The organism is Rhodopseudomonas sp. P2A-2r, from assembly GCF_026015985.1.
Lineage (GTDB): Bacteria > Pseudomonadota > Alphaproteobacteria > Rhizobiales > Xanthobacteraceae > Tardiphaga.
Genome location: NZ_CP110389.1, coordinates 2330172 through 2355210, shown reverse-complemented (window position 1 = coordinate 2355210; position 25039 = coordinate 2330172). Strand labels below are relative to the sequence as shown.

The window sequence follows — 25039 nt, the reverse complement described above, 5'->3', positions numbered from 1 at the left end:
GACGTTTGTTGCTGTGGCAAAGTGAATCAGCAGCATCGAGCACGTCGCAAAATGCTGGTAAACATGATCTGATTTGATCATGCCGCGCGACGCATTGCCCGATGATTCCGAGACCTTGAAAGCGATGCTGCTCGCCGAGCGGGTGCAGAACGAACGGCTGCGTCAGATCATCAGGGACCTGCAGCGCCACCAGTTTGGCCGCCGGGCGGAGACGCTGCCCGAGGACCAGATGCAGCTCGGTTTGGAAGACGTCGAGCAGGCGGCGGCGCGTGACGTCGCGGAAGCTGAGCAGGCGACACCGGCCGCACGACAGGCCGGAGCTGCGAAGCGTCGGGCCAATCGCGGCGCGCTGCCGGCGCATCTGCCGCGGATCGAGACCACCATCGATATCGACGACAAGACCTGCCGCTGCTGCCAGGGCGCGTTGCACCGGATCGGCGAAGACAAGAGCGAGCGGCTGGATATCGTGCCGGCGAAGTTCCGGGTGCTGGTCACGATCCGGCCGAAATACGCTTGTCGCCAATGTGAGGATGGCGTCGTGCAGGCCCCAGCGCCGGCGCGGCTGATCGAGGGTGGGCTGCCGACCGAAGCCACCATCGCCCAGGTGCTGGTGTCCAAATATGCGGATCATCTGCCGCTGTATCGGCAGGCCCAGATCTATGGCCGCCAGGGCGTCAACCTAGACCGCTCGACGCTGGCAGACTGGGTGGGCCATGCCGCCTGGCATCTGCGTCCGCTGCACCAACGCCTGCTCGACAAGCTCAGAGAGCGGCCAAAACTGTTTGCCGATGAGACGACGTTGCCGGTGCTGGATCCTGGTCGTGGTCGCACCAAAACCGGCCAGTTGTGGGCCTATGCCGCCGACGACCGGCCATGGATCGGATCCGATCCGCCAGGCGTGGCCTATGTCTACGCCCCGGACCGCAAGGCCGAGCGGCCGATCGCCCATCTCGACAGCTTCAGGGGCATCTTGCAGGTCGATGGCTATGCCGGCTACCGCCGGCTGGCCGAGCGCGGCGACGTGCAGCTGGCGTTCTGCTGGGTCCATGTGCGGCGCAACTTCTACAAGCTCGCCACACCCGGACCTGCGCCGATCGCCAGCGAAGCGCTGCAGCGCATCGCCGCGCTCTATGCGATCGAGAACGACATCCGCGGCCGCACCGCCGAGGAGCGTCGGACCGTGCGGCAGCAGAAAAGCCGCTCGCTGGTCGACGCATTGGAGAGTTGGCTGCGCGCAAAACTCGGGCTGATCAGCCAGAAGGGCAAGCTCGCCGAGGCAATCCGCTATGCGCTGTCGCGCTGGGAGGGCCTCACCCGCTTCCTCGACGATGGCCGCATCGAACTCGACAACAACGCCGTCGAGCGTTCTATCCGACCGATCACACTGAACCGGAAAAATGCCTTGTTCGCGGGCTCCGACGGAGGTGCCGAGCACTGGGCCACCATCGCCTCGCTGATCGAGACCTGTAAACTCAATGATATCGATCCGCTCGGCTACCTGACAGACGTCCTTACCAGGATCGCCAGCGGTCATCCCAACCGCGACATCGACGCGCTCTTGCCGTGGGCCTACCAAAAGCAAGACCTCAGAGCCGTGGCCTGAGAACGACGCTTACGGCAGAGCGACTGCGGAGATATCAAACCGTAGCCCATCGGCCCTTTTGCCTTCGTCTGGCTTCCCTTCGCCCCAAGCGGGTTGTCCTGATCGAGCGCTAGTTTTCCGATTTCGAAGCTGGCTTACGAGCAGATTGGCATCATCCAACTCATCAATAGCAGTGAGCGCTGCCATTACAGTCAATTTTGGATCGCCCATCTTTCCGAACTTGTTCGACAGCTTAGCCATACGGGCTTGAGGTTTATGCAAGAGATTTTCGAGGCGCGCTTCCTGCCCTTCTTCACACGCCATGCGATACTCACGGCCGTTGATGTTAGCTTTGATATGGCCCATTGCGTGATCTATGACACTGCGTTCTGTGGCTATTGCTTCGGCCAGAAAGCGCTGACTAGGATTTTGCAAACGAAAAACGCCGCCGCGAGGTCAAGTGGGATGGTAAGCAAAGCTAGTGGAATCGAAGCCATATAACCCTCGCCGCAATTACCTCCCGAACCTTCTCCATGACAGGTGATGGTAGGAAAAAATAGGATGAGCGCAAACAGCCCGACCGGTGCGCCAATAGTAAACGCCACGATGATCGCACCAGCGGCAAGCCGCTTGAGAAACAGCGTCAAGTCTAGCAGCTTTACTGCCTTAAGCTTGTCCAGTGACGTTCGTTGCGCTCCTTGGGTCTGCGCCTTTCGCCCCGCCCAATCTAAGATGACGAAGAACGCCATCAGAGGCGCCATCACCCCAAAAAAGCTAACGATAGATACGAAGGTTGAGTTCATTGGCTCAGATTACCATCGCTTCATTAACTGGTCGCAAATTCAGCAGCCTCGATACGGCACAAGAGCTGGTAGCGTGAGGCGTTTCGCCGAATGTTTTCTGGATTCATAGCTTTGACGTAAGATGTGGTCCCGCAAGTTTCTTTGGGGCAATCGCGTCACTCTGGCTGTGCGCCGAGCTTCCCGATCCACCCTCAACTCCGGATGTGCCGCCGCACCGCAGGATCTCACACCGGCATCGCCATGGGACGGAGTTCAAAGACGCTCTTTGTCCCCGTCAACATTCGGCCTTACCGTAACGTTTTTCGGTTCGAGCCGGTGCCCACCGCATTCCGTTCTAGACTCGACGCCGAGCAGCAGTCTCGTGGACGCTACGTCCTCGGGCTGCGGAAATCGCAGTTTGTCTACCAGACAGGCGACCTGCTCCGGAAGCACGACCTGCTCATCTGAGGAACATATGAAACCTTTTATGTAAACCTTCGATGTTCCGGGTTTATGAAAGCCCATGCACTGTTTTAGTATTCCGTCTGCATTCACCGCAAAAGAGACGCCACGAAGTGTGCCAAGCCATGTCGCCAGCTCATAGTAGGCTGGTCTAAAGTTCTTTTGGATTCCTTTAAGCTCGGCGAGATCTTCTAAATCCTGCACCACGCTATTGCGGACTGTTCTAGCTTCCTGACGTCGGGTTATAAAGACGGTGATGTTTGGCTCCGGCGTTGCCATCGTGCCCGATTGAATCCAATCACTCCGGCCGCCGGTGTCATTTCGGAAAGCGCTGTTATCAGTTTGCTTAGCAGCAAATATGGTCTGGCTGAGCGATAGAGCTGGCTTTTCTCCTTTCAACTGCACCCACGGGTTTTGCTCAGCATTGGCCGAACTCGCCGCCAGACTTATGCTTCCGATTGCGATCAGAATCCCGAGAGTCGCTTGCCCCCACGGGTACAGATGCGAACGAAGGAAATTGAGGGAAGGTGCTGCCGCATCGATACATGGCGCGACCGGTAAGGACATGACGCCTCCATCTTACAATTAATCTCGCTCAGGTTGGATTATCACGTGGGATATCTACCGGTCCTAACGACCTTGGCCGCAGCCCCCAAATTTGCGACAATGGTTGACAAAGGAACAATGAAGACGGCGCACTTTCTCGACGTCGGTGCGCAGCGGCGACGCGCCGACTATATCCCAAAGCCTGCCCTCCAGTTAAATTATTCGCGATATCCGGGTTTTCCTCGCTGTCGCTCATAGGCCTGCACCTCTGTTTGCCAATCAACGTATTGCGATGAACTGATTGGGAACGCAGCAAGTCGTCGCAAGCCATCGCCTGACGAGTAAATCAGTACAGCGTACTCTTGAGCGAGCTGGTCGGGTGTGTGAGGATAAGAAAATTCTCGGAAATCATTTCGCAACCCCATTCGAACACCCAACACTTGGCCCACTTCAGCCGTGCCTTCCTTCACTTCGATTATCTTGACCCGAGTGAAGAGGATGTCGTTTGTAATTCCCTCTCCATGACGACCGCCCATCCAACTTGCCCTGCCCAAAACGCGCACCTTGGCGACTACGACATCCGTTGCGTCACCGGGCAGATTATTTGGCACATGAGCAGGGTCAGATGACTGGCCAAGAAAATAAGCGACCGGCACCTTAGGTTCGGCCGCCTTCACCAAATGTGTCGCCTCGACGGCCACAACGGCAATGGCAACCAGCGCAATTTTTAGCTTAAGTGGGCGCATCATATTCTCTAGGGCATTTACTCGAAAATGAGTTCGTGAGCGAGCTCGACCCTTGTCCTCTATCCGGCGTATTGCAGACCTAAACCGAACACCGCCTCAGGTCCGAAAAGTGCCAACAGGCGACATACGCCTTTGGCGTTGCTCTAGTTCTTAGGGCTTGTCCAGCGATCCTGCGCAACGTCCGTCCACGATGTGCCAAGCGGTCGCATTGTGATCCAAGTCTCGACCAGCTTGCCATCCTCGATGCGGTAGCTTTGCATTCCGGCCCGGCTCTGCTTCTCGCCAGTCGTCGGGTCAAGCCATTGGAACGAAAACCGGAACCACGCGCGGTCGTCGGTGAATGAGTGATCATACACGACGACGCGAATACCTGGACGGCCTTTGTGAACGGTCACAAGCTCGTCCGCATAGGCTTCCCGAGTTACGGTACGGTCGCCATTCTCATCGTGTCGGATGTAGTTCGGCCCAACGCAACCTGGGATTAGGTCATATTGACTGTCGTGCCAAACCCGTTCCCATCGGTCGAATAGATCATGCATCATTGGTGCATCCCACATCAAGAAGTCCCTGCCTATTGCTGGAACGGTAGCAAGTGGGACGTTGCCGCTCCAGTGACGATGTTGCGTTTGGGTCAAAAAGCGACCGGACATCTCAGAAATCCGACAGTCGCTGTGAGCTAAACACCGGACATTGTCGGACCGCTTGGCTTCGTCGCTTTCGTGCCAAGAACGGGCTAAGCTCCCGCACGGCGCGCGTGAAGGTACCTCAACCAATGGTCAATCTGCCAGCCCTTCCAGATCACGCTCGGTCGCTAACTTCGGATCGTTGCCTCCACACAAGATTCTCGAAAACGACCTGCTGGACCGCGCAGAAAAACTCACGTCGGTCTCTGACGCTCTTCTTTAGTAGATATGATATGGGAAATGAAGAATGGCGTGTTTACGTCGGCCGAGCAGCAGGCTCGGCATCCGTCGGCTTGGCCCGGCCGTAGTATTCGGCACCAAAGTTGTTCCTAACGATATACTCTCTGAAACCTCGCATGCGAGCATGCATGAGATTATCGTCGCCGTGGCGAAGACCCACCCCGTATTCTCCTCCTTCGCGACGGCCTGCAAGATAGTTGGCATGCCCCGCGTGATCCGGCTGGCCTGATCGACCGGTCGATGAAGATGACCGACGTGGTTGCCCTGATCGATGCGGAAGCGGTTATAGCTCCCGCCATTCGAGGCCCCAAAAATGAAAGAGGCATCTGAGTTTATTTGCGGCCGTTCTACAGGTGACTCATCTGACTCAAGTTCTTCCTGTATCAGCTCTCGGAGAACAAGATACATATGGCCAGCGCCAGTATAGTCGCTGAACGCCGGCTTCGCTTCCAGCGAGGATTCGTAGGGCCATGTTCCGTTGCTACTTTCTTAATAGAGAGAAGTTTTCGGCGATCTCCCCGCTTGGAATTGGCGGACAGCTCCCCTTGGGCTCGATATCGGTTCGATATGGACGTTCCAATGTTGGCCCATGAAAGATTATGGCTAACTCGCCACGCATTTTGGGATAAGCAGGGCCAACGCTACGGTAGTATCTCGGACCCGCAAGCCCCCCGATGACCCAAGCGTCTCGTGGCCAAGGCAATACTGCCCCGATCCGAAACACATCGAGAACGTAATTAAACGCAACAATTTCGAGTCCGTTCATTGCTGCGACGAACGGGTCGGATTTCCCTTGATCGGGATACGTGCCGTTCGTGTTACGATACTCTGCTCCTAACGAACGCAGCGCCGCGTGCATTATTGCGAGCCGCGAATAGACGTCCGACTTGCCTGAGCTCAGCGCTTCAAACAATTTTGTAAAATTGGCCGATGTCGAAGTGTCGTCTGCCGAAAGCGACGATGTCACGATCCCCGACAGACTGCGCGCCTTAGCCAGATAATCGCGATATTCCGCATTTGATACCGGGCCAAAGCTGCAAGTATCCTGCTCTGAATGAAAATTCAAAAGAGTGATGTAGTTGGCTGCGATACCCAGAAGCCCCAGCGAAATAAGAGCGGCCAAGCCTTTGTTCATCAATAGACACTTTTTTGGAGAAACTTCGCCATTAGAATCGTGACAACACTGTCCCCACAACGCCTATAGGCAGCAAATCACACGCGAGATCCGATGATTTGCTGCAGATATTAGTCAACGCCAGCCTCCCATTTGGGGGTAACTACCGAAGTGAGCGCCACACCCGTTTACCGACCATATTAAGCAGAATTTCGAAACTCAAGTGGAAATTGAGTTGAGGCGCTATCCATAAATCGGCATTCATGGGCGAGCTCAATCCATGTCCGCTATCCGGCACATTGCAGAGTCAAGGCGGACATCGATCTTAGGTCCAAAGCGTGTCAGGTCGGACATGCGCTACACATTCGAGTAGGCGCTGCACTGGTTGCTAGCAGGTCGCTTCAACACCGCCGTACAAATTTGAGATCCCAATTCGTCGGTTGGGGCAGTGCTATTTCTCGCGCCGGAAAAGTGCACGGCTGCAGATATTTTGAAAACGACGCAAATGACCCCAAGTGCCGGGAACGACCGCAGTCACATTTGGCGCCAGCGTGCTAGTTGGGCGTAAGACTCCATGATTGATCGTAAGCGTCGTTCTCAGGCCACGGCTCTGAGGTCTTGCTTTTGGTAGGCCCACGGCAAGAGCGCGTCGATGTGGCGGTTGGGATGACCGCTGGCGATCCTGGTAAGGACGTCTGTCAGGTAGCCGAGCGGATCGATATCATTGAGTTTACAGGTCTCGATCAGCGAGGCGATGGTGGCCCAGTGCTCGGCACCTCCGTCAGAGCCCGCGAACAAGGCATTTTTCCGGTTCAGCGTGATCGGGCGGATAGAACGCTCGACGGCGTTGTTGTCGAGCTCGATACGGCCATCGTCGAGGAAGCGGACCAAACCCTCCCAGCGCGAGAGCGTATAGCGGATTGCCTCCGCGAGCTTGCCCTTTTGGCTGATCAGCCCGAGTTTTGCGCGCAGCCAACTCTCCAATGCGTCGACCAGCGAGCGGCTTTTCTGCTGCCGCACGGTCCGACGCTCCTCGGCGCTGCGGCCGCGGATGTCGTTCTCGATCGCATAAAGCGCGGCGATGCGCTGCAGTGCTTCGCTGGCGATCGGCGCAGGTCCGGGTGTGGCGAGCTTGTAGAAGTTGCGCCGCACATGGACCCAACAGAACGCCAGCTGCACGTCGCCGCGCTCGGCCAGCCGGCGGTAGCCGGCATAGCCATCGACCTGCAAGATGCCCCTGAAGCTGTCGAGATGGGCGATCGGCCGCTCGGCCTTGCGGTCCGGCGCGTAGACATAGGCCACGCCTGGCGGCTCGGATCCGTTCCATGGCCGGTCGTCGGCGGCATAGGCCCACAACTGCCCGGTCTTGGTGCGACCACGACCAGGATCCAGCACCGGCAACGTCGTCTCATCGGCAAACAGTTTTGGCCGCTCTCTGAGCTTGTCGAGCAGGCGTTGGTGCAGCGGACGCAGATGCCAGGCGGCATTCCCCACCCAGTCTGCCAGCGTCGAGCGGTCTAGGTTGACGCCCTGGCGGCCATAGATCTGGGCCTGCCGATACAGCGGCAGATGATCCGCATATTTGGAGACCAGCACCTGGGCGATGGTGGCTTCGGTCGGAAGCCCACCCTCGATCAGCCGCGCCGGCACTGGGGCCTGCACGACGCCATCCTCACATTGGCGACAAGCGTATTTCGGCCGGATCGTGACCAGCACCCGGAACTTCGCCGGCACGATATCCAGCCGCTCGCTCTTGTCTTCGCCGATCCGGTGCAACGCGCCCTGGCAGCAGCGGCAGGTCTTGTCGTCGATATCGATGGTGGTCTCGATCCGCGGCAGATGCGCCGGCAGCGCGCCGCGATTGGCCCGACGCTTCGCAGCTCCGGCCTGTCGTGCGGCCGGTGTCGCCTGCTCAGCTTCCGCGACGTCACGCGCCGCCGCCTGCTCGACGTCTTCCAAACCGAGCTGCATCTGGTCCTCGGGCAGCGTCTCCGCCCGGCGGCCAAACTGGTGGCGCTGCAGGTCCCTGATGATCTGACGCAGCCGTTCGTTCTGCACCCGCTCGGCGAGCAGCATCGCTTTCAAGGTCTCGGAATCATCGGGCAATGCGTCGCGCGGCATGATCAAATCAGATCATGTTTACCAGCATTTTGCGACGTGCTCGATGCTGCTGATTCACTTTGCCACAGCAACAAACGTCCAGGCGTTAGCCGGGCTGTGCCGGCGTCACCGTCTCGCGCGCCGCGTGGACACGCCGCCAATCCAGCCCTTCGAGCAGCGCCGACAATTGCGCGGCCGACAAATGGATCACGCCATCTTCGATCTTCGGCCAGCGGAAGATGCCGTCCTCCAGCCGCTTGGCGAACAGGCACAGACCCGTGCCATCCCAATACACCAGCTTGATCCGATCCGCGCGCTTGGCGCGGAACACGTAGACTGCGCCCGAGAACGGATCCGCCGCCATGCTCTCCCGCACCAGGGCCGCCAACCCATCGGCGCCCTTGCGGAAGTCCACAGGCCTGGTCGCCACCATCACCCGGACCGCGCCCGTCGGGCCGATCACGCTCCGGCTTTCAGCGCCCGCAACACCGCGGCGATGGTGTCCGACGGAGCGCCCGCGCCGATGCGCACCGTCACGCCGTCGATCGCAACCTCGATCGTTCCGCCAAGCGGTTCGTCCCGCTGCTGCCGCCGCGCCTTGCGCTGTCGAGATCCCGCAGTCTCGCACAGTGCCGCGGTAACCACCGCCGGGACGAACCGTGGTTCATCATCCTTCGAAACGACCGCCTGAGCTTCCCTGACTCGCCGGCGCCAGCCAAACAATTGCTGCGGCGACAATCCGTGCCGCCGTGCCACGCCAGAAACAGAGTCGCCACTGGCTTCGATTTCCGCAACGACCCGCGCCTTGTCCTCGTCGCTCCATGTCCGCCGGCGCCCCGCACCGGTGAACACCTCCAGCCGCCGAACCGGCTTGGTGATAGCACTATCCACTGTGTCCATTCTAAGCCTAGCGGTTCGAACGAAACGAAACGTCGCAGATCAGCACGTCAACCGAAAGGTGGGGCCGGGACGACGCTTACGATTGATCGAGGCCCTGTGACGCTGCATTCGTGACTAATTGTCGGCCTTGCCGCACTATCTGCAACGCCAATCCAAGTAAGCATTCGCGTGCGATCATCCCACAGAAGTTCAAATTGGCCCGAGCGACCAGCGACCCCGAATCTAATTGAGCCATCGTTGATCCCAGCGATGTTACCTGACATCGTCTGGTCGGAAGCTTGGGTCTCTAGGACTACCGTTCTTGTGGAGCGGTCCAAAGTGACGAAATATTGTCCGTACTGGCCGGGGCAGGTTAGCGAAAAGGCGTCCACCGGGTCGAGACGCTTAGGATCAAATTGCTCTGGTTGCCAGAATGCTGAAAGCATCGTTCTGCCAGCGACCTCCGTGCAGTCGTGTTGCAGTAAAGCCCTTCCCAGTTCACTGGCGGGCATTCCCGGCCACGTCATCACGTTGCGCTTGCGATTGAAGGAAAGAAGAATACGCCCGCCGTCGGCCCTCAGGCTGAGGTCCAGTCTTGCGTCACTTTCCGCGATGATCTCACCGGGTAGTTTGTTTCCACCGGGATTTTCAAATACGAAGTGATTTGTCTCCAGATCGTAAGTTACGAAGTAAGGCTGCTGTTGCTGATAACGTTTGCCGTCGCAGCGAATGGATGGCGCTGAAAGCAACGGTGCAAGGATGACCGCGTCAGGTGCGGTACCGTCGCCTGCAGAGCATAGAGGCAGTCATCAAGGGGCAATAATGTGTGCCTGCGGAAGGCGACGACCGTCGCCTCCTGCTCGGCCGTCAATATCGTGGAGCGCGCAGTCTTCGGGCCCATCGGCGCGTCTTGGACAAAGGTCCGCTTGCGCCACTTGGCAACTGTCTTCTGATTCAGGCCGTGCTGCGCGGCTAATTCTTTGAGCGGAGCCTTCGATCGCTGTATTGCCGCTCGGATCGCGTGCGTGGTCGTGGCGCTGCCATGGAGTATCTGTCCCATAACCCCTCCCAGAATGAAGGGGCAGTTTGGCTGATTCCCCCACACTCCGAGACCAGACACCTAGCCGCCCGAGGCACCATTGCTCTCACAGAAATAGTTGCATTAGACAGATGCGCAGCGAGCAGCGGCATCACTTTGACCAGCACAGCAGAGAAAGCGCAGCAATTCCGGTGCATGGATCTCTTTTATTTCGTCAGAGCGCTTCTCATTCGATGACTTTTAGGCCTTGAAACTAGGGCTAACATCGCGTCGCCCGGCGTGGCTCTGTTCGATCTGTTCAAGGCTGCTCCATCCGCCGTCGGTGTTCGCGTCACCCCCGCATCGCCTGACCAGTGCGCCCCTCCGAGCCACCGTGACCGCGATTTTCGCTCCTATGGAGATTCTGCCCAAGTACTTTTCTGAGCGGACCGATCGACGGCAAAAGCGCGCGCCAAAGCATCCGACCGCACGCCTGATGAATAATGCTCCCTGAGTTTTGCACGTGCAGCGACGGTTTTAGATCTTTAATAATAGCTGTGATCGCCGCGTGGCAGCGCTGGTCAATGGTTAAAAATTACCTTACGCAGGAAGAATCATTAGGTTGATTCTCGCTTCGTCGTTTGTGTCTCACGTGTAAAAGCATCGCTCCATTTTTCCGGGAGCGCAGAAAGCAGATACTTCGTGCTGTCGAAAAGCTTGCGCGGTTTCATCGCGTTTTTGGCAATGCTGCCTGCTGTCGCGCAAGCGCAGACAGCTTCGCAAATTACCCCACCAAGTTTTCGACCGAGTTTAGAGCGACAGGGTGGCTTCGCCCTGCAGGGTGGCGGCGGTTTAGCCACGCCGAGCGGCGCCGAAAAACTCTCCGTCAGGATCTCCGGCGTTCAGATCAAGGGCGCGCTGCCGGCATTGGCGGCGGCGACCGCCGAGCTGGAGCGTCGTCTGGTCGGGCGTTCGGTGTCGGGCGCGGAGATTTTCGCCGCCGCGCGCGATCTCGAAGCGGCCTATGCCAAGGCGGGCTACGTGCTGGTGCGTGTGGTCTTGCCGCCGCAGCATCTCGCCAACGGTGCACGCCTCAAACTCACGGTCGTCGATGGCTTTATCGAGCGGATCGAACTCAAGGATGTGCCGGAGCGCGTGCGTTCGCGCATCGCCAGCCTGGTGGAGCCGCTGGTCGGCCGCCGCGGCGTGACGCTGGTGGAACTCGAACGCCGCGTGCTGCTGGCCGGCGATACGCCGGGCACGCTGCTGCGTTCGACGCTGGCGCCGGGGAAGAGCGAGGGCGCCACCGTGCTGGTGATCGAGGCCAAGTACCAGCCCGTCAGCGCCATTCTGACGTTCGACAACGCGCTGTCGGCGGCGCTCGGCCGCACCACGGTCGGTGCCGGCGTCGACTTCAACAGCATTGCGGGTCTCGGCGAGCTGATCTATCTGCGCGCCAACGGGCATCCGGAATTCGATGGCGGCAACGGCTTTTTCGAGCGCTATCCCACCAACCGCGGTCTGGCAGCAGGCGTCATCGTGCCGCTGTGGGTCGATGGCCTGACGTTCAACGCCGAGGGCACCGATGCACGAACCACGCCGCGCGCGGTGCAGGGCATCCAGACCACCGATACGTTCCAGCGGCTGTCGTTGCGGCTGCGCTACGCCTGGCTGCGCGGGCGCGCCGCCAATTTCAACAGCGAAGTGTCGTTCGACGCGCAGGACGAAGTGCAGAGCCTGTTTATCGGCGGCGATCCGGTGGCGCTGTCGCAGGACAAGCTGCGCATCATTCGCTTCACCAATGACGGCGACGTGCTGACGCCGTGGGGCGCTGCGATCTCCGGCCGCGTCACCGGCTCGTTCGGCCTCGATGCGCTCGGCGCGCGCTCGGCGGCGAGCGCAAGCGCATTGCTGCCCTTGTCGCGACAGGGCGCGGACGCTTCGTTCCAGAAGCTCGACGCTGCGCTCGGCTATTCCCAGCGGCTGTACGATCATCTCGCGGTTCAGGTCACCGCGCGGGCGCAGACCTCGTTCGGCCAGGCGCTGCTGCGCAGCGAGCAGATCGGCATCGCCAACACGTCGAGTCTGTCGGGCTTCGATGCCGGCAGCATCGTCGGCGATCAGGGCTATGTCGCGCGTGGCGAAGTCTCGTCGCCCTGGACCGTGCCGTTGCCGACCACCGCGGTCGGCGTCGTCGCCGCGCCCTACGTGTTCGGCGCCTACGGCGAAGTGAATTTGCAGCAGCCGACGGCGCTGGAGGCGGCGCGGATTGCCGCGACCTCCTATGGCGGCGGCGTCCGCTTCGGTGGTTCCGTGCCCGGCACCCTGTCGAACGGCTCGCTCGCACTCGAATACGCGCGCACCACGCGCAATGACGGCGTCGCTGCCGCTGACCGGTTTCTGGTCGTGACGGCGTTCAGATTCTAGACGCCAGGGAATAGTTCGATGCAACGACCGGCCAGCCTCTCCCACGCGTGCGCCTCCCGCCGCGATACCCGGCGACGTGCCGTGATGCTGGCGACCACCGCGCTGACCGGCTCCCTGATGATCGGCCAGGCCTTGGCGCAGACTCTGCCGACCGGTGGCAGCGTCGCCGCCGGCAGCGTGGCGATCGCATCGCCTTCATCGACCCAGCTCAATGTCACGCAGACCAGCCCGAGCGCGGTGGTCAACTGGCAGAGCTTTTCGATCGGCCATGGCGCGGCGGTGACTATCCAGCAGCCGGGCAGTACGTCGGCGCTGCTCAACCGCGTCACCGGCGACACGCCGTCGAGCATTGCCGGCTCGCTCACCGCCAATGGTCAGGTCTATCTGGTCAATCCCAACGGCATCGCCATCACCTCGACCGGCACGGTCAACACCGGCGGCGGCTTCGTCGCCTCGACGCTGGGCATTTCCGATGCCGACTTCCTCAGCGGCAAGCGCAGCTTCACCGGCAATGGCGCCTCCGCCGAGGTCAGCAATGCCGGCACCATTACGGTCGGCCGCGGCGGCTATGCCGCGCTGATCGGCGGCACGGTGTCGAACGCGGGCAGCATCTTCGTGCCGCTCGGCAAGGTCGGGCTCGGCTCGGGCGAAAGTGCGACGCTGGATTTCTCCGGCGACGGATTTTTGCAGGTGGCGCTGCCGACCGCGGCCGGCGGCACCAATGCGCTGATCCGCAACGCCGGCTCCATCAAGGCCGATGGCGGCAGCGTGATCATCAGTGCCGCGACCGCACGCGAGGCGGCGCGCAATGCGGTGAACATCTCCGGTCTGGTGCAGGCGCGAACCATCGGCGGTCGCACCGGCGCGATCTTCATCGGCGGCGGTGCCGGCGGCGGCGTCAACATTTCCGGCAAGCTGATCGCGACCTCGCGTCAGGCCAGCGGCGGCGCCATCGCGGTGACCGGCCATACCATCGCGCTCGAAGGCGCCAGCATCGATGCCTCCGGCGCGACCGGTGGCGGCACCATCAACATCGGCGGCGGACGCCAGGGCGAAGGGGCGCTGCAACGCGCCCACACGCTCACCGTCGATGCGCAGACCACGATCCGCGCCGACGCAACGACCAGCGGCAATGGCGGCGCCATCGTGCTGTGGTCGGACCAGCTGACGCGCTTTGCCGGCACCATCACCGCACGCGGCGGCGCATCGTCCGGCAACGGCGGCGAGGCCGAAGTCTCCGGCAAGGCGCAGCTCGCTTACACCGGCTTCACCGATCTCTCGGCGGCTCATGGCAGCTTCGGCACGCTGCTGCTCGATCCCTACAACGTCATCATCTCGAACGGCGCCGATACCGGCGGTTTCGATGCCACCAGCAACGACAGCGTCATCAACGCGACCACGCTGATGACGGCGCTCGGCGCCGCCAATGTGACCATCACGACCGGCTCCGGCGGCACGCAGGCCGGCAATATCACAGTGGCGGCGCCGCTGACCTGGTCGGCGCCAACCGTCCTCGGGCTGAATGCAGCCGGCGCCATCGTCATCAACGCGCCGATCGCCATCACCGCCGCCGGCGGCCTGGCGCTGAATGCCACCGCGCAGGCCGGCATCACCAATACCGGGCTGACCTTCGGCAACAATGCCTCGGTCGACTTCGGCGCCATCGACCACGGTGGCACGTTCAGTCTCAACGGCACCACCTACACGCTGGTTTATACGATGGCGCAGCTCGATGCGATCGATGCGCTCGACGCCATCGACGGCAGCGCGCTGGCGCAGTACGGCACCGGCCTGTCCGGCAACTACGCGCTGGCCACCAACCTCAGCGCCGCCGGGCCCACCTATACCCGCGCGCTGATCGGCACCAACAGCAGCAACGATGTCGATACTCAGTACACCGGGCGGTTCGACGGACTCGGCCACACCGTCACAGACCTGACGATCAACGCGCCCGGCCTCGCGTGGGTAGGTCTGTTGGGCTACGTGAATGGCGCGGAGTCCAGCGTTTCGAACATCCGCGTGGTCGGCGGCACCTTCACCGCGAAAAGCAACGTTGCTCCGCTGGTCGGCTGGCTCAACGGCGGGGTCGTGCAGAACAGTTTCGCCAGCGCCACCGTGGCGTCGCTGGGAACCATCATCTCGACGACGGTGACCGACGGCGTGGTGCAGTCACGTACAGCTGATGGGGTCAACGCCGGCGGGCTGGTCGGTTTCAACACCGGCCTGATTCAATCCAGCCATGCCAGCAGTAACGTGACCGGCTACACCGCCACGGGCGGCCTGCTCGGCTGGGGATCCGCACTCAGCCTGGTGACCAACAGCTACGCAACCGGCACGGTCAGCGGGATCAACAGCACCGGCGGGTTGGCCGGCACCAATGGCGGCATGGTCACCAACAGTTACGCGACCGCCACCGTCAGCGGCATCCAGAATACCGCGGGACTGGTCGGCACGAATACAGGAACCATCCAGACCAGCTATGCGACGGGCTCGGTGAGTGCGACGGGTAATCGCATCGGCGGCTTGGTCGGCCAAAATCCAGGAACCATCCGGGCAAGCTATGCGACCGGCGCGGTGAGTGGCACCACCAACTCCGGAGGGCTCGTCGGGCTGAACGGCCCGACCGGCTCCGTGGATTCCAGCTACGCCACCGGCACTGTCACCGGCACCGTCGCTGTCGGCGGCCTTGTTGGCGGCAACAATTCCACCGTACCGAATGTCATTTCCAACTCCTATTGGGACACGCAGACCTCCGGCATCTCGGCGGCGGCCGGCGGCGGGATCGGCCTGACCACGGCGCAGTTGCAGGGCATCCTTCCCACGGCATTCGGCAGCTCGGTCTGGAGCACCGGCGCCGGGCTCTATCCGTATCTGAGCTGGCAGTTTGCCGCTGGCTCGACGCCGCAGGCGGTGTCGGGTATCGCCTACCAGGCCGATGGGGCGGCACTGGCCGGCGCCACCATCGCCGGCACGCTCAGCGGCACTGCGCTGGCGACGATCCAAACCGGCGCTAACGGCTACTACTACTTCCTGCTGCCGCAGGGCTCGACGTCGATCGGCAGCGGCCTGTTCGTTGACATTGCCGGCAACGCGGTGAAGTCCAACGCCTATGTGTCCGGCGTCAACCCGACGCAGAATCTCGACCTCAACGCCAATACGCTGACCGTGCGCACCGCGGCGACCACGCTGTCGTCGGTGGCGTCCTCGCTCGCCAGTGTGATCGGCATCACGCCGACCGGCGATCTGGTGTTCTCGACGCCGGGCGGCGTGCTGACTGCAAACGGAGGGACCAGCGTTTCTATCGCGGCCTCCGGCGCGTTCACCGTCGACCAGACGCTTGCGGTGGCGGACGCCGTGCGGCTTTCCGCTGCGGGCAGCCTGACCATCGCCGCGACTGGCTCCGTGTCCTCCACGAGCAGCGACGTGACGCTGGCGGGATCGAGCTTCGTCAATCAGCGCGGCGCTGATGCGGTTTCGGCCGCCAACGGCCGCTGGCTGGTCTACTCGGCGGATCCATCCAACGACGGCCGCGGCGGTCTCGCTTACGCGTTCAAGCAATACGCCGCGATCTACGGCGTGACAGCGGTGGCGCAGGCCACCGGCAACGGCTTCCTCTACAGCGTGGCCCCGACCGTCACGCCCACCGTCTCGAAGACCTATGACGGCGGCACCGGCGCGACGCTGGCGTCGACCGCGAGCGGCCTCGATGGCGACGTGATCGGCCTCAGCTACACGACGGCAGCCTACGACAATGCCAACGCCGGGACCGGCAAGACGGTCACCGTCAACGGGTTGACGATGACCTCCGCCACCAATGGCGGCGCCACGGTCTATGGCTACACCCTGGGCGCGACAACCGGCACCATTGCTGCGCGCGCGGTCACGGTGACGGCGGATGCGCAGAGCAAGGTCTATGGCGATGCCAACCCGGCGCTGACCTATACGGTCGGCGGCAGCGGCCTGGTCAACGGCGACAGCCTGTCGGGCAGCCTGACGAGCGGCGCCACTACCGCCTCCGGCGTCGGCAGCTATGGCATCACGCTCGGCACCCTCGCCAACAGCAACTATGCGCTGACCTACGCTGCAGCCAATCTCACCGTCACGGCGCGGGCGATCGCGGTGACGGCCGATGCGCAAAGCCGGGCCTATGGCGATGCCAACCCGGCGTTGACCTATACGGTCGGCGGCAGCGGACTGGTCAATGGCGACAGCCTGTCGGGCAGCCTGGCCAGCAGCGCCACCGCCGCAACCGGTGTCGGCAGCTACGGTATCACGCTCGGTACCCTCGCAAACAGCAACTACGCGCTGACCTACGCCGCCGCCAACCTTACCGTCAGGGCGCGGGCGATCACCCTGACGGCCGATGCGCAGAGCCGGGCCTATGGCGACGCCAACCCGGCGCTGACCTACACGGTCGGCGGCAGCGGCCTGGTCAATGGCGACAGCCTGTCGGGCAGCCTGACCAGCAGCGCCACCGCCGCAACCGGTGCCGGCAGCTACGCCATCGGCCAGGGCTCTGTCGCAGCCACCAGCAACTATGCGCTGACTTACGCCGCGGCCAACCTCACCGTCACGGCACGGGCGATCACCGTGACGGCGGATGCGCAGAGCCGGGCCTATGGCGACGCCAATCCGGCGCTGAGCTACACGGTCGGCGGCAGCGGGCTGGTCAACGGCGACAGTCTGTCGGGCAGCCTGGTCACCGCTGCGGCGTCGGATTCGGCGGCGGGTGCCTACGCGATCGCGCAGGGCACGCTGATCAACGGGCGCAACCCGAACTATGCCATCGCCTATACCGGCGCCAATCTCGTGGTGAACGCCGCGCCCGCGCCAGCAACGACAGTATCGACGCCCCCGACAACGACGACGGCCAGCTCGACAGAAACCTCGACAGTGGCGCCCTTTGTGGTGGCGCCGGCGGATACGTCGACAACAAGACAGTCGAATATCAGCTTTCAGATCGACCAACGCTCCACGACGATCGTGACGCCGCTGGCCGGGACGCCGACAACGGCGGTCAGCACGTCCGGCTCCGCCACGCGTAGCGCTGCGCGGCGGACCAGCGACGATGACATCGTGACGGGAAGCATTGGGCCCCAGACCAAGCGAAAGAAGAAACCTGCCGGGCGATAGCGGTCGCTTCGCGGATGCTTCACGCCGCCATTTTGGTAGCTCTTGCGAGGGAGCAATCCAGTCGTCGCTCGCAGCCTCTGGATTGCTTCGCCCGCGGACGTGGGCTCGCCAACTTTTCGCGGCTCGCCACGGCGCGGCCAGACTTTTGTTGAGAAATCGCCATGGCCCCTGACGTCGTCGTCGAATCTCTGGGAGAATATCGAGGTAGCGTCCGCAGTCCCCGGACGCACTCCGGGGAGCGCTCATGAAGATGTCGAAGGCCGGTTCGCCCGTGCAAGGCGACGGTGATTGCTTCGGCGCCGCGCGCGGCACGTACGAGGCAGGCCCGCGGCGGTCGATGCTGTTCACAGGAGTCGCTGCCGTTGCGCTGCTCTCCGGCGCCACGCTTACGCGCGCTGCGGATATCAGCAACACGACGCCGTTCACCAACAGCGGGCCCTATGCCGGCGATGTCCTCAGCAACAGCAGCACGATCGCGAACAACCCGTCCGGCTACTGGACCGGAAACATCGTGTCCAACACCCACCTCATCGCCAACAATGTGGGTGCCACCTGGGATGGCGGGATTCAGTCCAACCGGTCCCAGATTGTCAATTACGGCACCTGGCTGAACGGCGACATCACCGGAAACGGCAATCCTGCAGATCCCGTTCCCGCCGTGGTCGGGTCCAATGGCCGGATCACCAATGCTGCGGGCGCCACCTGGCATGGCGATATCAACGGCAATTCGGACTTCGTCACCAATGACGGCGGTGCATGGTTCGGCAACATCAGCGGCAATGCCAGTTACGTCCTGAACAATGGCGGCACCTGGACCGGCAATGTGGTGGGCAACAGCGGCTCTGGCCGGTTCACCCAGGTGTTCAACGGCGGCAACGGGCTTTGGGTAGGCGATGTCCAGGGCAACAACGGCTTGGTCGGCAACGACGGTAACTGGCAGGGCTCGGTTCTGGGCAACAGCAGGACATTGCAGAACTCCGGCACATGGACGGGCAACGTCGCGGGCAACAGCGGCAACGTCTACAACACCAACGGCCGCTGGACCGGCGACGTGCTTGCCAATGGCGGCACCATCTACAACAGGACTTCCGGAGGTGTGGTTGCGGTCTGGACCGGCAATGTCAGCGGCAACGCCGGCAGCATCCAGAATGAGGCGGGATCGCAATGGCATGGCGACGTCACCGCCAACAGCGGGACGATCGTCAACGCCGCCGCGGCCATCTGGACGGGGAATGTCGCCGGCAATGCCGGCACCATCGCCAACAGTGGCACCTGGACTGGCATGGTGGCCAATTCTGGCACCTTCAATAATGCTGCCGGCGCCACGGTGTCGGGCCTCCTGACCAACAGCGGCACCACGAACAATGCCGGGACGCTCAGCGGAGGCCTTACCAACACGGCCGGTATCGTCAACAACACCGGCTCGATCGGGGGACCGCCAGGATCGACGGCGGCACGCTGACCGGCAACGGCACGATCGCCAATCTCGTGACCGGCAACGGAGGGACCTTCGCGCCGGGCGACGGCACCGCGGCATCGTCGATGACGGTGACGGGCAATCTGACGCTGACCTCCACCGCGCAATATCTGGTGCAGGTCGATCCCGCCACCGCTTCATTCGCCAATATCACCGGCACGGCCACCCTCGGCGGTGCCACCGTCAGCGTGACCTATGCCAACGGCAGTTACGTCGCCAGGCAGTACACCATCCTGAGCGCAGCCGGGGGCGTCGTCGGCACATTCGGCACGCAGGTCAACACCAACCTGCCGGCGAATTTTACGTCGTCGCTCGTCACCGACGCCACCCACGCTTATCTCAATCTGACGCTGCGTTATCTGCCGCCGACGCCGGACTCGGGCTTCAACGCGCTGACCGTCAATCAGCAGCAGGTCGCCAACACGCTGGTGAACTACTTCAACCGCACCGGCGGCATTCCGCTGGCGTTCGGCGCGCTCACGGCGACCGGCCTGACGCAGGTCTCCGGCCAGACCGCGACCGGGGCGCAGCAGACCGCCTTCGACGCCACGACTCAGTTCATGGGATTGATGACCGACCCGCTCGCCGCCGGGCGCGACGCAAGCGGCGTGTCGTCCTTTGCCGATCCAACACGCGACCGAACGGCGAAGCACAATCCCAGTGACGCACTGGCCGCGATTGACCGCAAGGCGCCGATAGCGCCGGCTTTCGAGGCGCGCTGGAACGTGTGGGCGGCAGGCTTCGGCGGCCAGCAGAGCACCGACGGCAACGTCGCAACCGGATCGAATACCGGCACCAGCCGGATCTAAGGCGGGGCGGTCGGCGCTGACTACTGGTTATCCCCGGCCACTGTCGCCGGCTTCGCGCTGGCCGGCGGCGGCAGCAGCTTTTCGGTGGCGGGTGCGGGGTCGGGCCGCTCGGACCTTTTCCAGGCGGGCGCCTTCGTACGCAACAGTATCGGCTCGGCTTACATCGCCGCCGCCTATGGCTGGCAGGACACCACCACCGATCGCACCGTTGGCAGCAGCGCGCTGCAGGCCCGCTTCAACGCCAACACATATTCAGGCCGTATCGAGGGCGGCAACCGCTATGCGCTACCGCGGTTGGGCGGCGTCGGCGTCACGCCCTATGCTGCCGTGCAAGTGACCGCGCTAGATCTTCCGGGCTACACGGAAGCTGCTGCGGGCGGCATCAACACGTTCGCGCTGACCTACGCCGGCAAGATCGTCACCGCGACACGCAGCGAACTCGGCCTGCGCAGCGACAAATCGTTTGCAGTCAACGCCGCCGTCCTGACCCTGCGCGGCCGCGCCGCCTGGGCTCACGACTACAATATCGAACGCAGCGTCGCCGCCGCCTTTCAGACCCTGCCCGGCACGGCGTTCGTGGTGAACGGTGCGGCTCCTGCGCGCGATTCTGCGCTGACGACGGCGTCCGCCGAAATGCGCTTCACCAGCGGCATCTCGCTGGCTGCGACCTTCGAGGGCGAGTTCTCTGAATTCACCCGCAGCTACGCCGGCAAAGGCGTGATGCGTTACGACTGGTAATTGGCCAGACCGTGCTTATTCACGGGTGAATATATTGTCGATGCGCATCAGACCCTACCGTCTGCGATGCAGAGATCGACGTGTAATGTAAGGCGCCGCATCGAATATGCCGATGCGGAGCACGAGACGGCGCGAGCGACACGACAGCGCCGCGGCGGCCGGTTATGGACCGAACCGCTTGTCCTGGTAGAACAAGCCGGTACAGCAAGGTTCGGTGCTGGATGCGATCATGGGAGTCGTGCCGGTCGGGCTACCAAAAGAAATTGGGCTGAAGCTGCCGCCCGTTCCACTCAGGTTCGCCACCGTGCTGGCTGCAGGAAAGTTGAGAACAGCCGTACTCGGAAGCGGTGTGATCGGAGGTGGAGTCACCGGAGGAGCCGTGATGCTCAGATTCGCACCTCGATAGGTCAGTGCATAATTGCTGCCCGCCGTCAGCGTGTTCTGGCTGATCTGGTAGCTGCCGACATCCGAAGCCACCGTCGCCGCCGTCGCCAGCGCACCGGCGAAGACGTCACTACCGAGCAGGCTTCCGCCGGTCACCTGATAGGTCAGCGCAGGATTGGCATCGCCGTAGGCCCGGCTCTGGGCGTCGGCCGTCACCGTGATCGCACGTTGTGAGATGGTGCCGGTGCTTGAAGCGGTCGTCGAGGCGAGCGTGTAGCCGTAAACCGCGGCGCGGCCATTGCTGGCCGAACTGATCGTCAGGCCGTTGACCGCAACGATCCTGCCGGACCCGGCATTGGCGTTGTCGTAGACCGCACCCGACGAACCGAGCATGATCACATCGCCGTCAATGCCCGTATTGGATGATGAAAGCGCCGCATCCGTGGTGCCGTCATAGGTTTTGGAGAACGTTCCGTTCAATCCGATCATCGGAGCGACGGTATAGAGAACGCCATTGCCGGTCGCCTGCGCCACCGCGGTCACACCGTAGCTGGCGGCATATTGCTTGAAGTCGTAGACCAGCCCGCCACGGTTGTCGTTGGATGGATCCACCGAATAGACCAGCCAGCGGCCGTTCGCCGCCGAAACCGCGTCGGCGCCGCGGCTGTTGATGAAATTGGTTCCTGCAACCAGCGTCGCGTTGCCGGTCGACGAACTCACTGTTCCGGTCGAGGCTATGCTGAGGCTGCCGGCCGCGCGGATGAGTGCGGAGTTGGGCACGGTGAGAGCCTGGTCGATGCTGAACGCGCCGGTGGCCGCAATCGACAGTCCGGTCGCGGCGTTCAGGGTCAGTACGCCGCCGGGCGTGGTGAAAACAAGATTGCCGGTCGACGTTGCGCCGACCACGCTCGCCAATCCCGCAGCGACCGACGACAGTGCGGTGGCACCGGTCGTGACGGTCAGCATGCCGCCGTGGAGATCTAGGTTTTGCACCGACCCGGTCGCACCTTGAAGAAAGGAGTTGGCCTTGATGGTGTTGCTATTGACGTCGGTGAAGACGTCATTGCCGGCGACGATTGAGCCTTGCGGGATTACGAAATAATAATAGCCGTCGGCGCCGGTGCTGACGCGAACGCCGGGAAGCGCGGTGCCGTTGACTGTGCCGGCGACCGAAGCGCCGGCCAGCGCCGCGCCGTCCGCCTGATAGGCGATGCCGGACACGGTCTGCGGCGTGGTGCCGGCGACGAACTGCCAGCTCAGATAGGGATACAACCCGGCGCCGCTGCTCCAGGCTGTGCCGAAGCCTGACGGAACGCTGCCGCTCTGCAACTGCGCCGTGGTCCGGCTCGTGACGTTGGCAGACTGGTTGCGGCTATCGGAGCCCATGCCGGCGGATCGCCCGCTGGTTTCGGAATCCCAGTATGACGAAGCGACTGTCGCGTAGTTGGAGCCGATCAGTCCTCCGACATTGGTCGTGCCCGAGACCATGCCGGTTGAATAGGTCTTCTGCACCGAGCCGCCGGTGCTGTTAGTGCCGAGCAGGCCGCCCGCCTGGTCGCCGCCCCAGACGGAGCCGGTGGCATAGCTGTCGACGACCGTTCCGGTACTCAGTCCGACCAGCCCGCCGGTGTTGAACGTGCCCTTGACCTGTCCGGTCGCGTAACTGGTCCTGATCGTGCCGCCGAAATTGTACCCGACGAGGCCGCCGGCATAATAACCTCCGGTCACCGCGCCATTGGCGTAACTCGATTGCACGGTGCCCAGGTTGACCCCCGCCAGGGCGCCGGTGGAGTTGCCGGTCCCCACGCTCGCAATCGTCGCGCTGGCATAGCTTGTCTGCACCACCGATCCGGTGCCGACGTTGCCGACCAGCCCGCCGACGTTGCTGCGGCCGACCACCTGGCCGCCGACGATGCCGATGTTCGACACCGTTCCGCCGGCCAGATAGCCGATCAATCCAACTTGGTCCTTTGTCGGCGCATTGATGGTGAGGCCGGTGACGGTGTGGCCGAGACCGTCGAGCTTGCCGCTGAACGTGTACGCCGAACTGAAACCGGCGAAGTCCGCGACGACGGCCCGGGTGTAGGTGGTGCCGGTGGCGATCAGGTCGTTAGCGAGCGCATAGGTACCGGTGACGCCGGTCCCATAGGTCGTGAGCGCCGTGCCATTGACGGCGTTGACGCCGTCGATCGCATCGAGCTGCGCCATCGTGTAGACCAGTTTATAGGTAATGCCGTTGAGGCTAAACGTGCCGCCGTTGTCAGTGGCGCCGTAATCCACCGAGGCGCCGTTGCCGAAGGTCAGGCCGGTGGTGGTGACACCCGCCTGCGCGGTGGCATTAAGGTCGAGGCCGCCGGCCCCGGTGATGGTGATCGGCGCGTTGATGGCGATGGCGCCGGCTGCGTTCAGCCCGAGGACGGTCGGTGCCGACCAGGTCAGCGGCGCCGCCACTGTGATATTGCCGGCCTGCGTGCCGCCGGAGCCGGTCGTGATGGTCACATTGGCGGCGCCGAGCGCCGTCATCAGCGTGGTCGCGTTGATGACGCTGTCGTTGCTGGTGGCATCGAAACCGCCGGTATCGGCGCCGTTCGAGATGATGACGTTGTAGGGATCGAGCAGCAGCGTGCCGAAGCTGCCATGAGCCGCCGAGAGATCGGTGAAGCCGGTGTAAGCGAGCTGCGCCTTGCCGGAGACTTCGGCCTCGCCGCCGTTGCCGGACGATGCGCCGCCGCGTGCGGTGATGGTGCCGGCAAAGCGCGTCAGCTGGTCCGACCACAGCACGATGGCGCCGCCATTGCCGCTGGTCGTTGCGTCGGCGCGGATCGTGGTCTGCGCATCGACGGTGAGCGTGTGGGCGCGTTGCAGCGCCCCTTCGCCCTGGCGTCCGCCGCCGATGTTGATGGTGCCGCCACCGGTCGCGCCGGAGGCATCGATGCTGGCGCCTTCGAGCGCGATGGTATGGCCGGTCACCGCGATGGCGCCGCCGCTGGCCTGACGCGAGGTCGCGATCAGCTTGCCGGAAATGTTGACGCCGCCGCCGGCACCGCCGCCGATGAAGATCGCGCCGGTGCGACCGCCGATGGTTCGCGCCTGCACCAGACCGGAGATGTTCACCGCATTGCGCGCCGCCTCGCGTGCGGTCGCGGCACTGATGATCACGCTGCCGCCATCGGCCTTGATGGAGCCGGCGTTGCGGATCAGCGCATTGGTGCCGCCGGCCGCGGTCGGCAGCGCCACCTGCAAAAATCCGTCGCCGGAGAAATCCAGCGTCGCACTTTCGCCCGAGCCGAGCCCGACCTTGCCGAGCGGCACGAAGATGCTGCCCGCGTTCGACACCGTGCCGCCGATCAGCGCGGCATAGCCGCCGCGGCCGACCGTAATGGTGCCGGCATTGCTGACCTCGGCGGAGGCGCCATTGCCGGTGAAGCTGCGCTTGCCGCTGAGGAAGTCGGCATCGGAAATGCCCAGCGTCGAGGCGACGAAGCCGCCGCCGGTGTTGACCGTGCCGGTCGAGGTGATGGCGATGCCGTTGGGATTGACCAGATAGACCTGGCCGTTGGCGGTCAGCGCGCCGGCAATGCTCGACGGCGTGTCGCCGGTGACGCGGTTGAGCAGCGCCGACGTGCTGCCCGGCTGCTGGATGGTCACCGCAGCACCCTGGCCGATCGAAAAGCTCTGCCAGTTGACCACTGCGCTCGGGCTTGTCTGGGTGACGGTAAGCTGTGTCGCGGAAGGGGCCGTGATCGCCACGCTGCCGGCGGCGACGCTACCGCCGGTCGGCAGGGTCTGCGCCGGCGCCTGACCGATCATCAAGCAGCCGGTCAGCGCGGTCGTCGCCAGCAGCAATGTACGTCGTAAAGCCTGCGCATTGGCAGGACGCCGAGCCTGATTCCCGACCAACCTGCCCGATCGTTTCGAC

General features: G+C 62.9%; 16 protein-coding genes and 1 pseudogene. 6 read left to right on the top strand and 11 right to left on the bottom strand.

Features of this window, described 5'->3' with window-relative positions; translation table 11 throughout:
* Positions 1-79: 79 nt before the first annotated feature.
* A complete protein-coding gene (gene tnpC, locus ONR75_RS10970) occupies positions 80-1603 on the top strand; it encodes an IS66 family transposase (protein WP_265082608.1) in 1524 nt (507 codons plus the stop codon).
* Between the two features lie 9 nt (positions 1604-1612).
* On the opposite strand, the gene ONR75_RS10965 is transcribed toward tnpC (ONR75_RS10970), so the two are convergent.
* The 10 genes and pseudogenes from ONR75_RS10965 to ONR75_RS10920 all read right to left on the bottom strand — a co-directional run.
* On the bottom strand, positions 1613-1948 hold the full coding sequence (locus ONR75_RS10965) for a cell division protein ZapA (protein WP_265082607.1): 336 nt from the start codon (positions 1946-1948) through the stop codon (positions 1613-1615).
* Between the two features lie 29 nt (positions 1949-1977).
* Entirely contained in the window at positions 1978-2385 is a 408-nt protein-coding gene (locus ONR75_RS10960; protein WP_265082606.1) for a hypothetical protein, read from the bottom strand.
* 252 nt (positions 2386-2637) lie between these two features.
* On the bottom strand, positions 2638-3393 hold the full coding sequence (locus ONR75_RS10955; RefSeq protein ID WP_265082605.1) for a hypothetical protein: 756 nt from the start codon (positions 3391-3393) through the stop codon (positions 2638-2640).
* Positions 3394-3590: 197 nt separating this feature from the next.
* Positions 3591-4118 carry a hypothetical protein gene (locus ONR75_RS10950; RefSeq protein ID WP_265082604.1) on the bottom strand — a complete coding sequence of 176 codons (528 nt, stop codon included), beginning with the start codon at positions 4116-4118 and terminating at the stop codon, positions 3591-3593.
* 143 nt (positions 4119-4261) lie between these two features.
* Positions 4262-4768: a nuclear transport factor 2 family protein gene (locus tag ONR75_RS10945; RefSeq protein ID WP_265082603.1), complete on the bottom strand. Its 507-nt coding sequence runs from the start codon at positions 4766-4768 to the stop codon at positions 4262-4264.
* A 754-nt stretch (positions 4769-5522) separates the two neighbouring features.
* Complete coding sequence (locus ONR75_RS10940) at positions 5523-6176, bottom strand: hypothetical protein (protein WP_265082602.1); 654 nt, start codon at positions 6174-6176, stop codon at positions 5523-5525.
* Positions 6177-6752: 576 nt separating this feature from the next.
* Complete coding sequence (gene tnpC / locus ONR75_RS10935) at positions 6753-8276, bottom strand: IS66 family transposase (protein WP_265082601.1); 1524 nt, start codon at positions 8274-8276, stop codon at positions 6753-6755.
* An 85-nt stretch (positions 8277-8361) separates the two neighbouring features.
* A complete protein-coding gene (gene tnpB / locus ONR75_RS10930) occupies positions 8362-8718 on the bottom strand; it encodes an IS66 family insertion sequence element accessory protein TnpB (protein ID WP_265079591.1) in 357 nt (118 codons plus the stop codon).
* A complete protein-coding gene (gene tnpA / locus ONR75_RS10925; protein WP_265082600.1) occupies positions 8715-9155 on the bottom strand; it encodes an IS66-like element accessory protein TnpA in 441 nt (146 codons plus the stop codon). The genes tnpB and tnpA overlap by 4 nt, the downstream gene beginning before the upstream one ends.
* A 712-nt stretch (positions 9156-9867) precedes the next feature.
* Positions 9868-10194 (bottom strand): annotated as a pseudogene (locus ONR75_RS10920) (IS481 family transposase); the annotation flags it as partial.
* A gap of 660 nt (positions 10195-10854) precedes the next feature.
* Between ONR75_RS10920 and ONR75_RS10915 the strand changes: the two are divergent.
* The 5 genes from ONR75_RS10915 (at position 10855) to ONR75_RS10895 (ending at position 20736) form a co-directional block, all read left to right on the top strand.
* Positions 10855-12579, top strand: a complete 1725-nt coding sequence (locus ONR75_RS10915; RefSeq protein ID WP_265082599.1) for a ShlB/FhaC/HecB family hemolysin secretion/activation protein — start codon at positions 10855-10857, stop codon at positions 12577-12579.
* Between the two features lie 84 nt (positions 12580-12663).
* Positions 12664-17712, top strand: a complete 5049-nt coding sequence (locus ONR75_RS10910; RefSeq protein WP_265083619.1) for a beta strand repeat-containing protein — start codon at positions 12664-12666, stop codon at positions 17710-17712.
* A 244-nt stretch (positions 17713-17956) separates the two neighbouring features.
* On the top strand, positions 17957-19174 hold the full coding sequence (locus ONR75_RS10905; protein WP_265082598.1) for a beta strand repeat-containing protein: 1218 nt from the start codon (positions 17957-17959) through the stop codon (positions 19172-19174).
* A gap of 26 nt (positions 19175-19200) precedes the next feature.
* Positions 19201-19998, top strand: coding sequence for a hypothetical protein (locus ONR75_RS10900; RefSeq protein ID WP_265082597.1), 798 nt, complete (start codon positions 19201-19203; stop codon positions 19996-19998).
* Positions 19999-20055: 57 nt separating this feature from the next.
* On the top strand, positions 20056-20736 hold the full coding sequence (locus ONR75_RS10895) for an autotransporter outer membrane beta-barrel domain-containing protein (RefSeq protein WP_265083618.1): 681 nt from the start codon (positions 20056-20058) through the stop codon (positions 20734-20736).
* A 162-nt stretch (positions 20737-20898) separates the two neighbouring features.
* Here ONR75_RS10895 and ONR75_RS10890 read toward each other — a convergent pair whose 3' ends face one another.
* Entirely contained in the window at positions 20899-24966 is a 4068-nt protein-coding gene (locus tag ONR75_RS10890; RefSeq protein ID WP_265082596.1) for a beta strand repeat-containing protein, read from the bottom strand.
* Between the last annotated feature and the right edge of the window lie 73 nt (positions 24967-25039).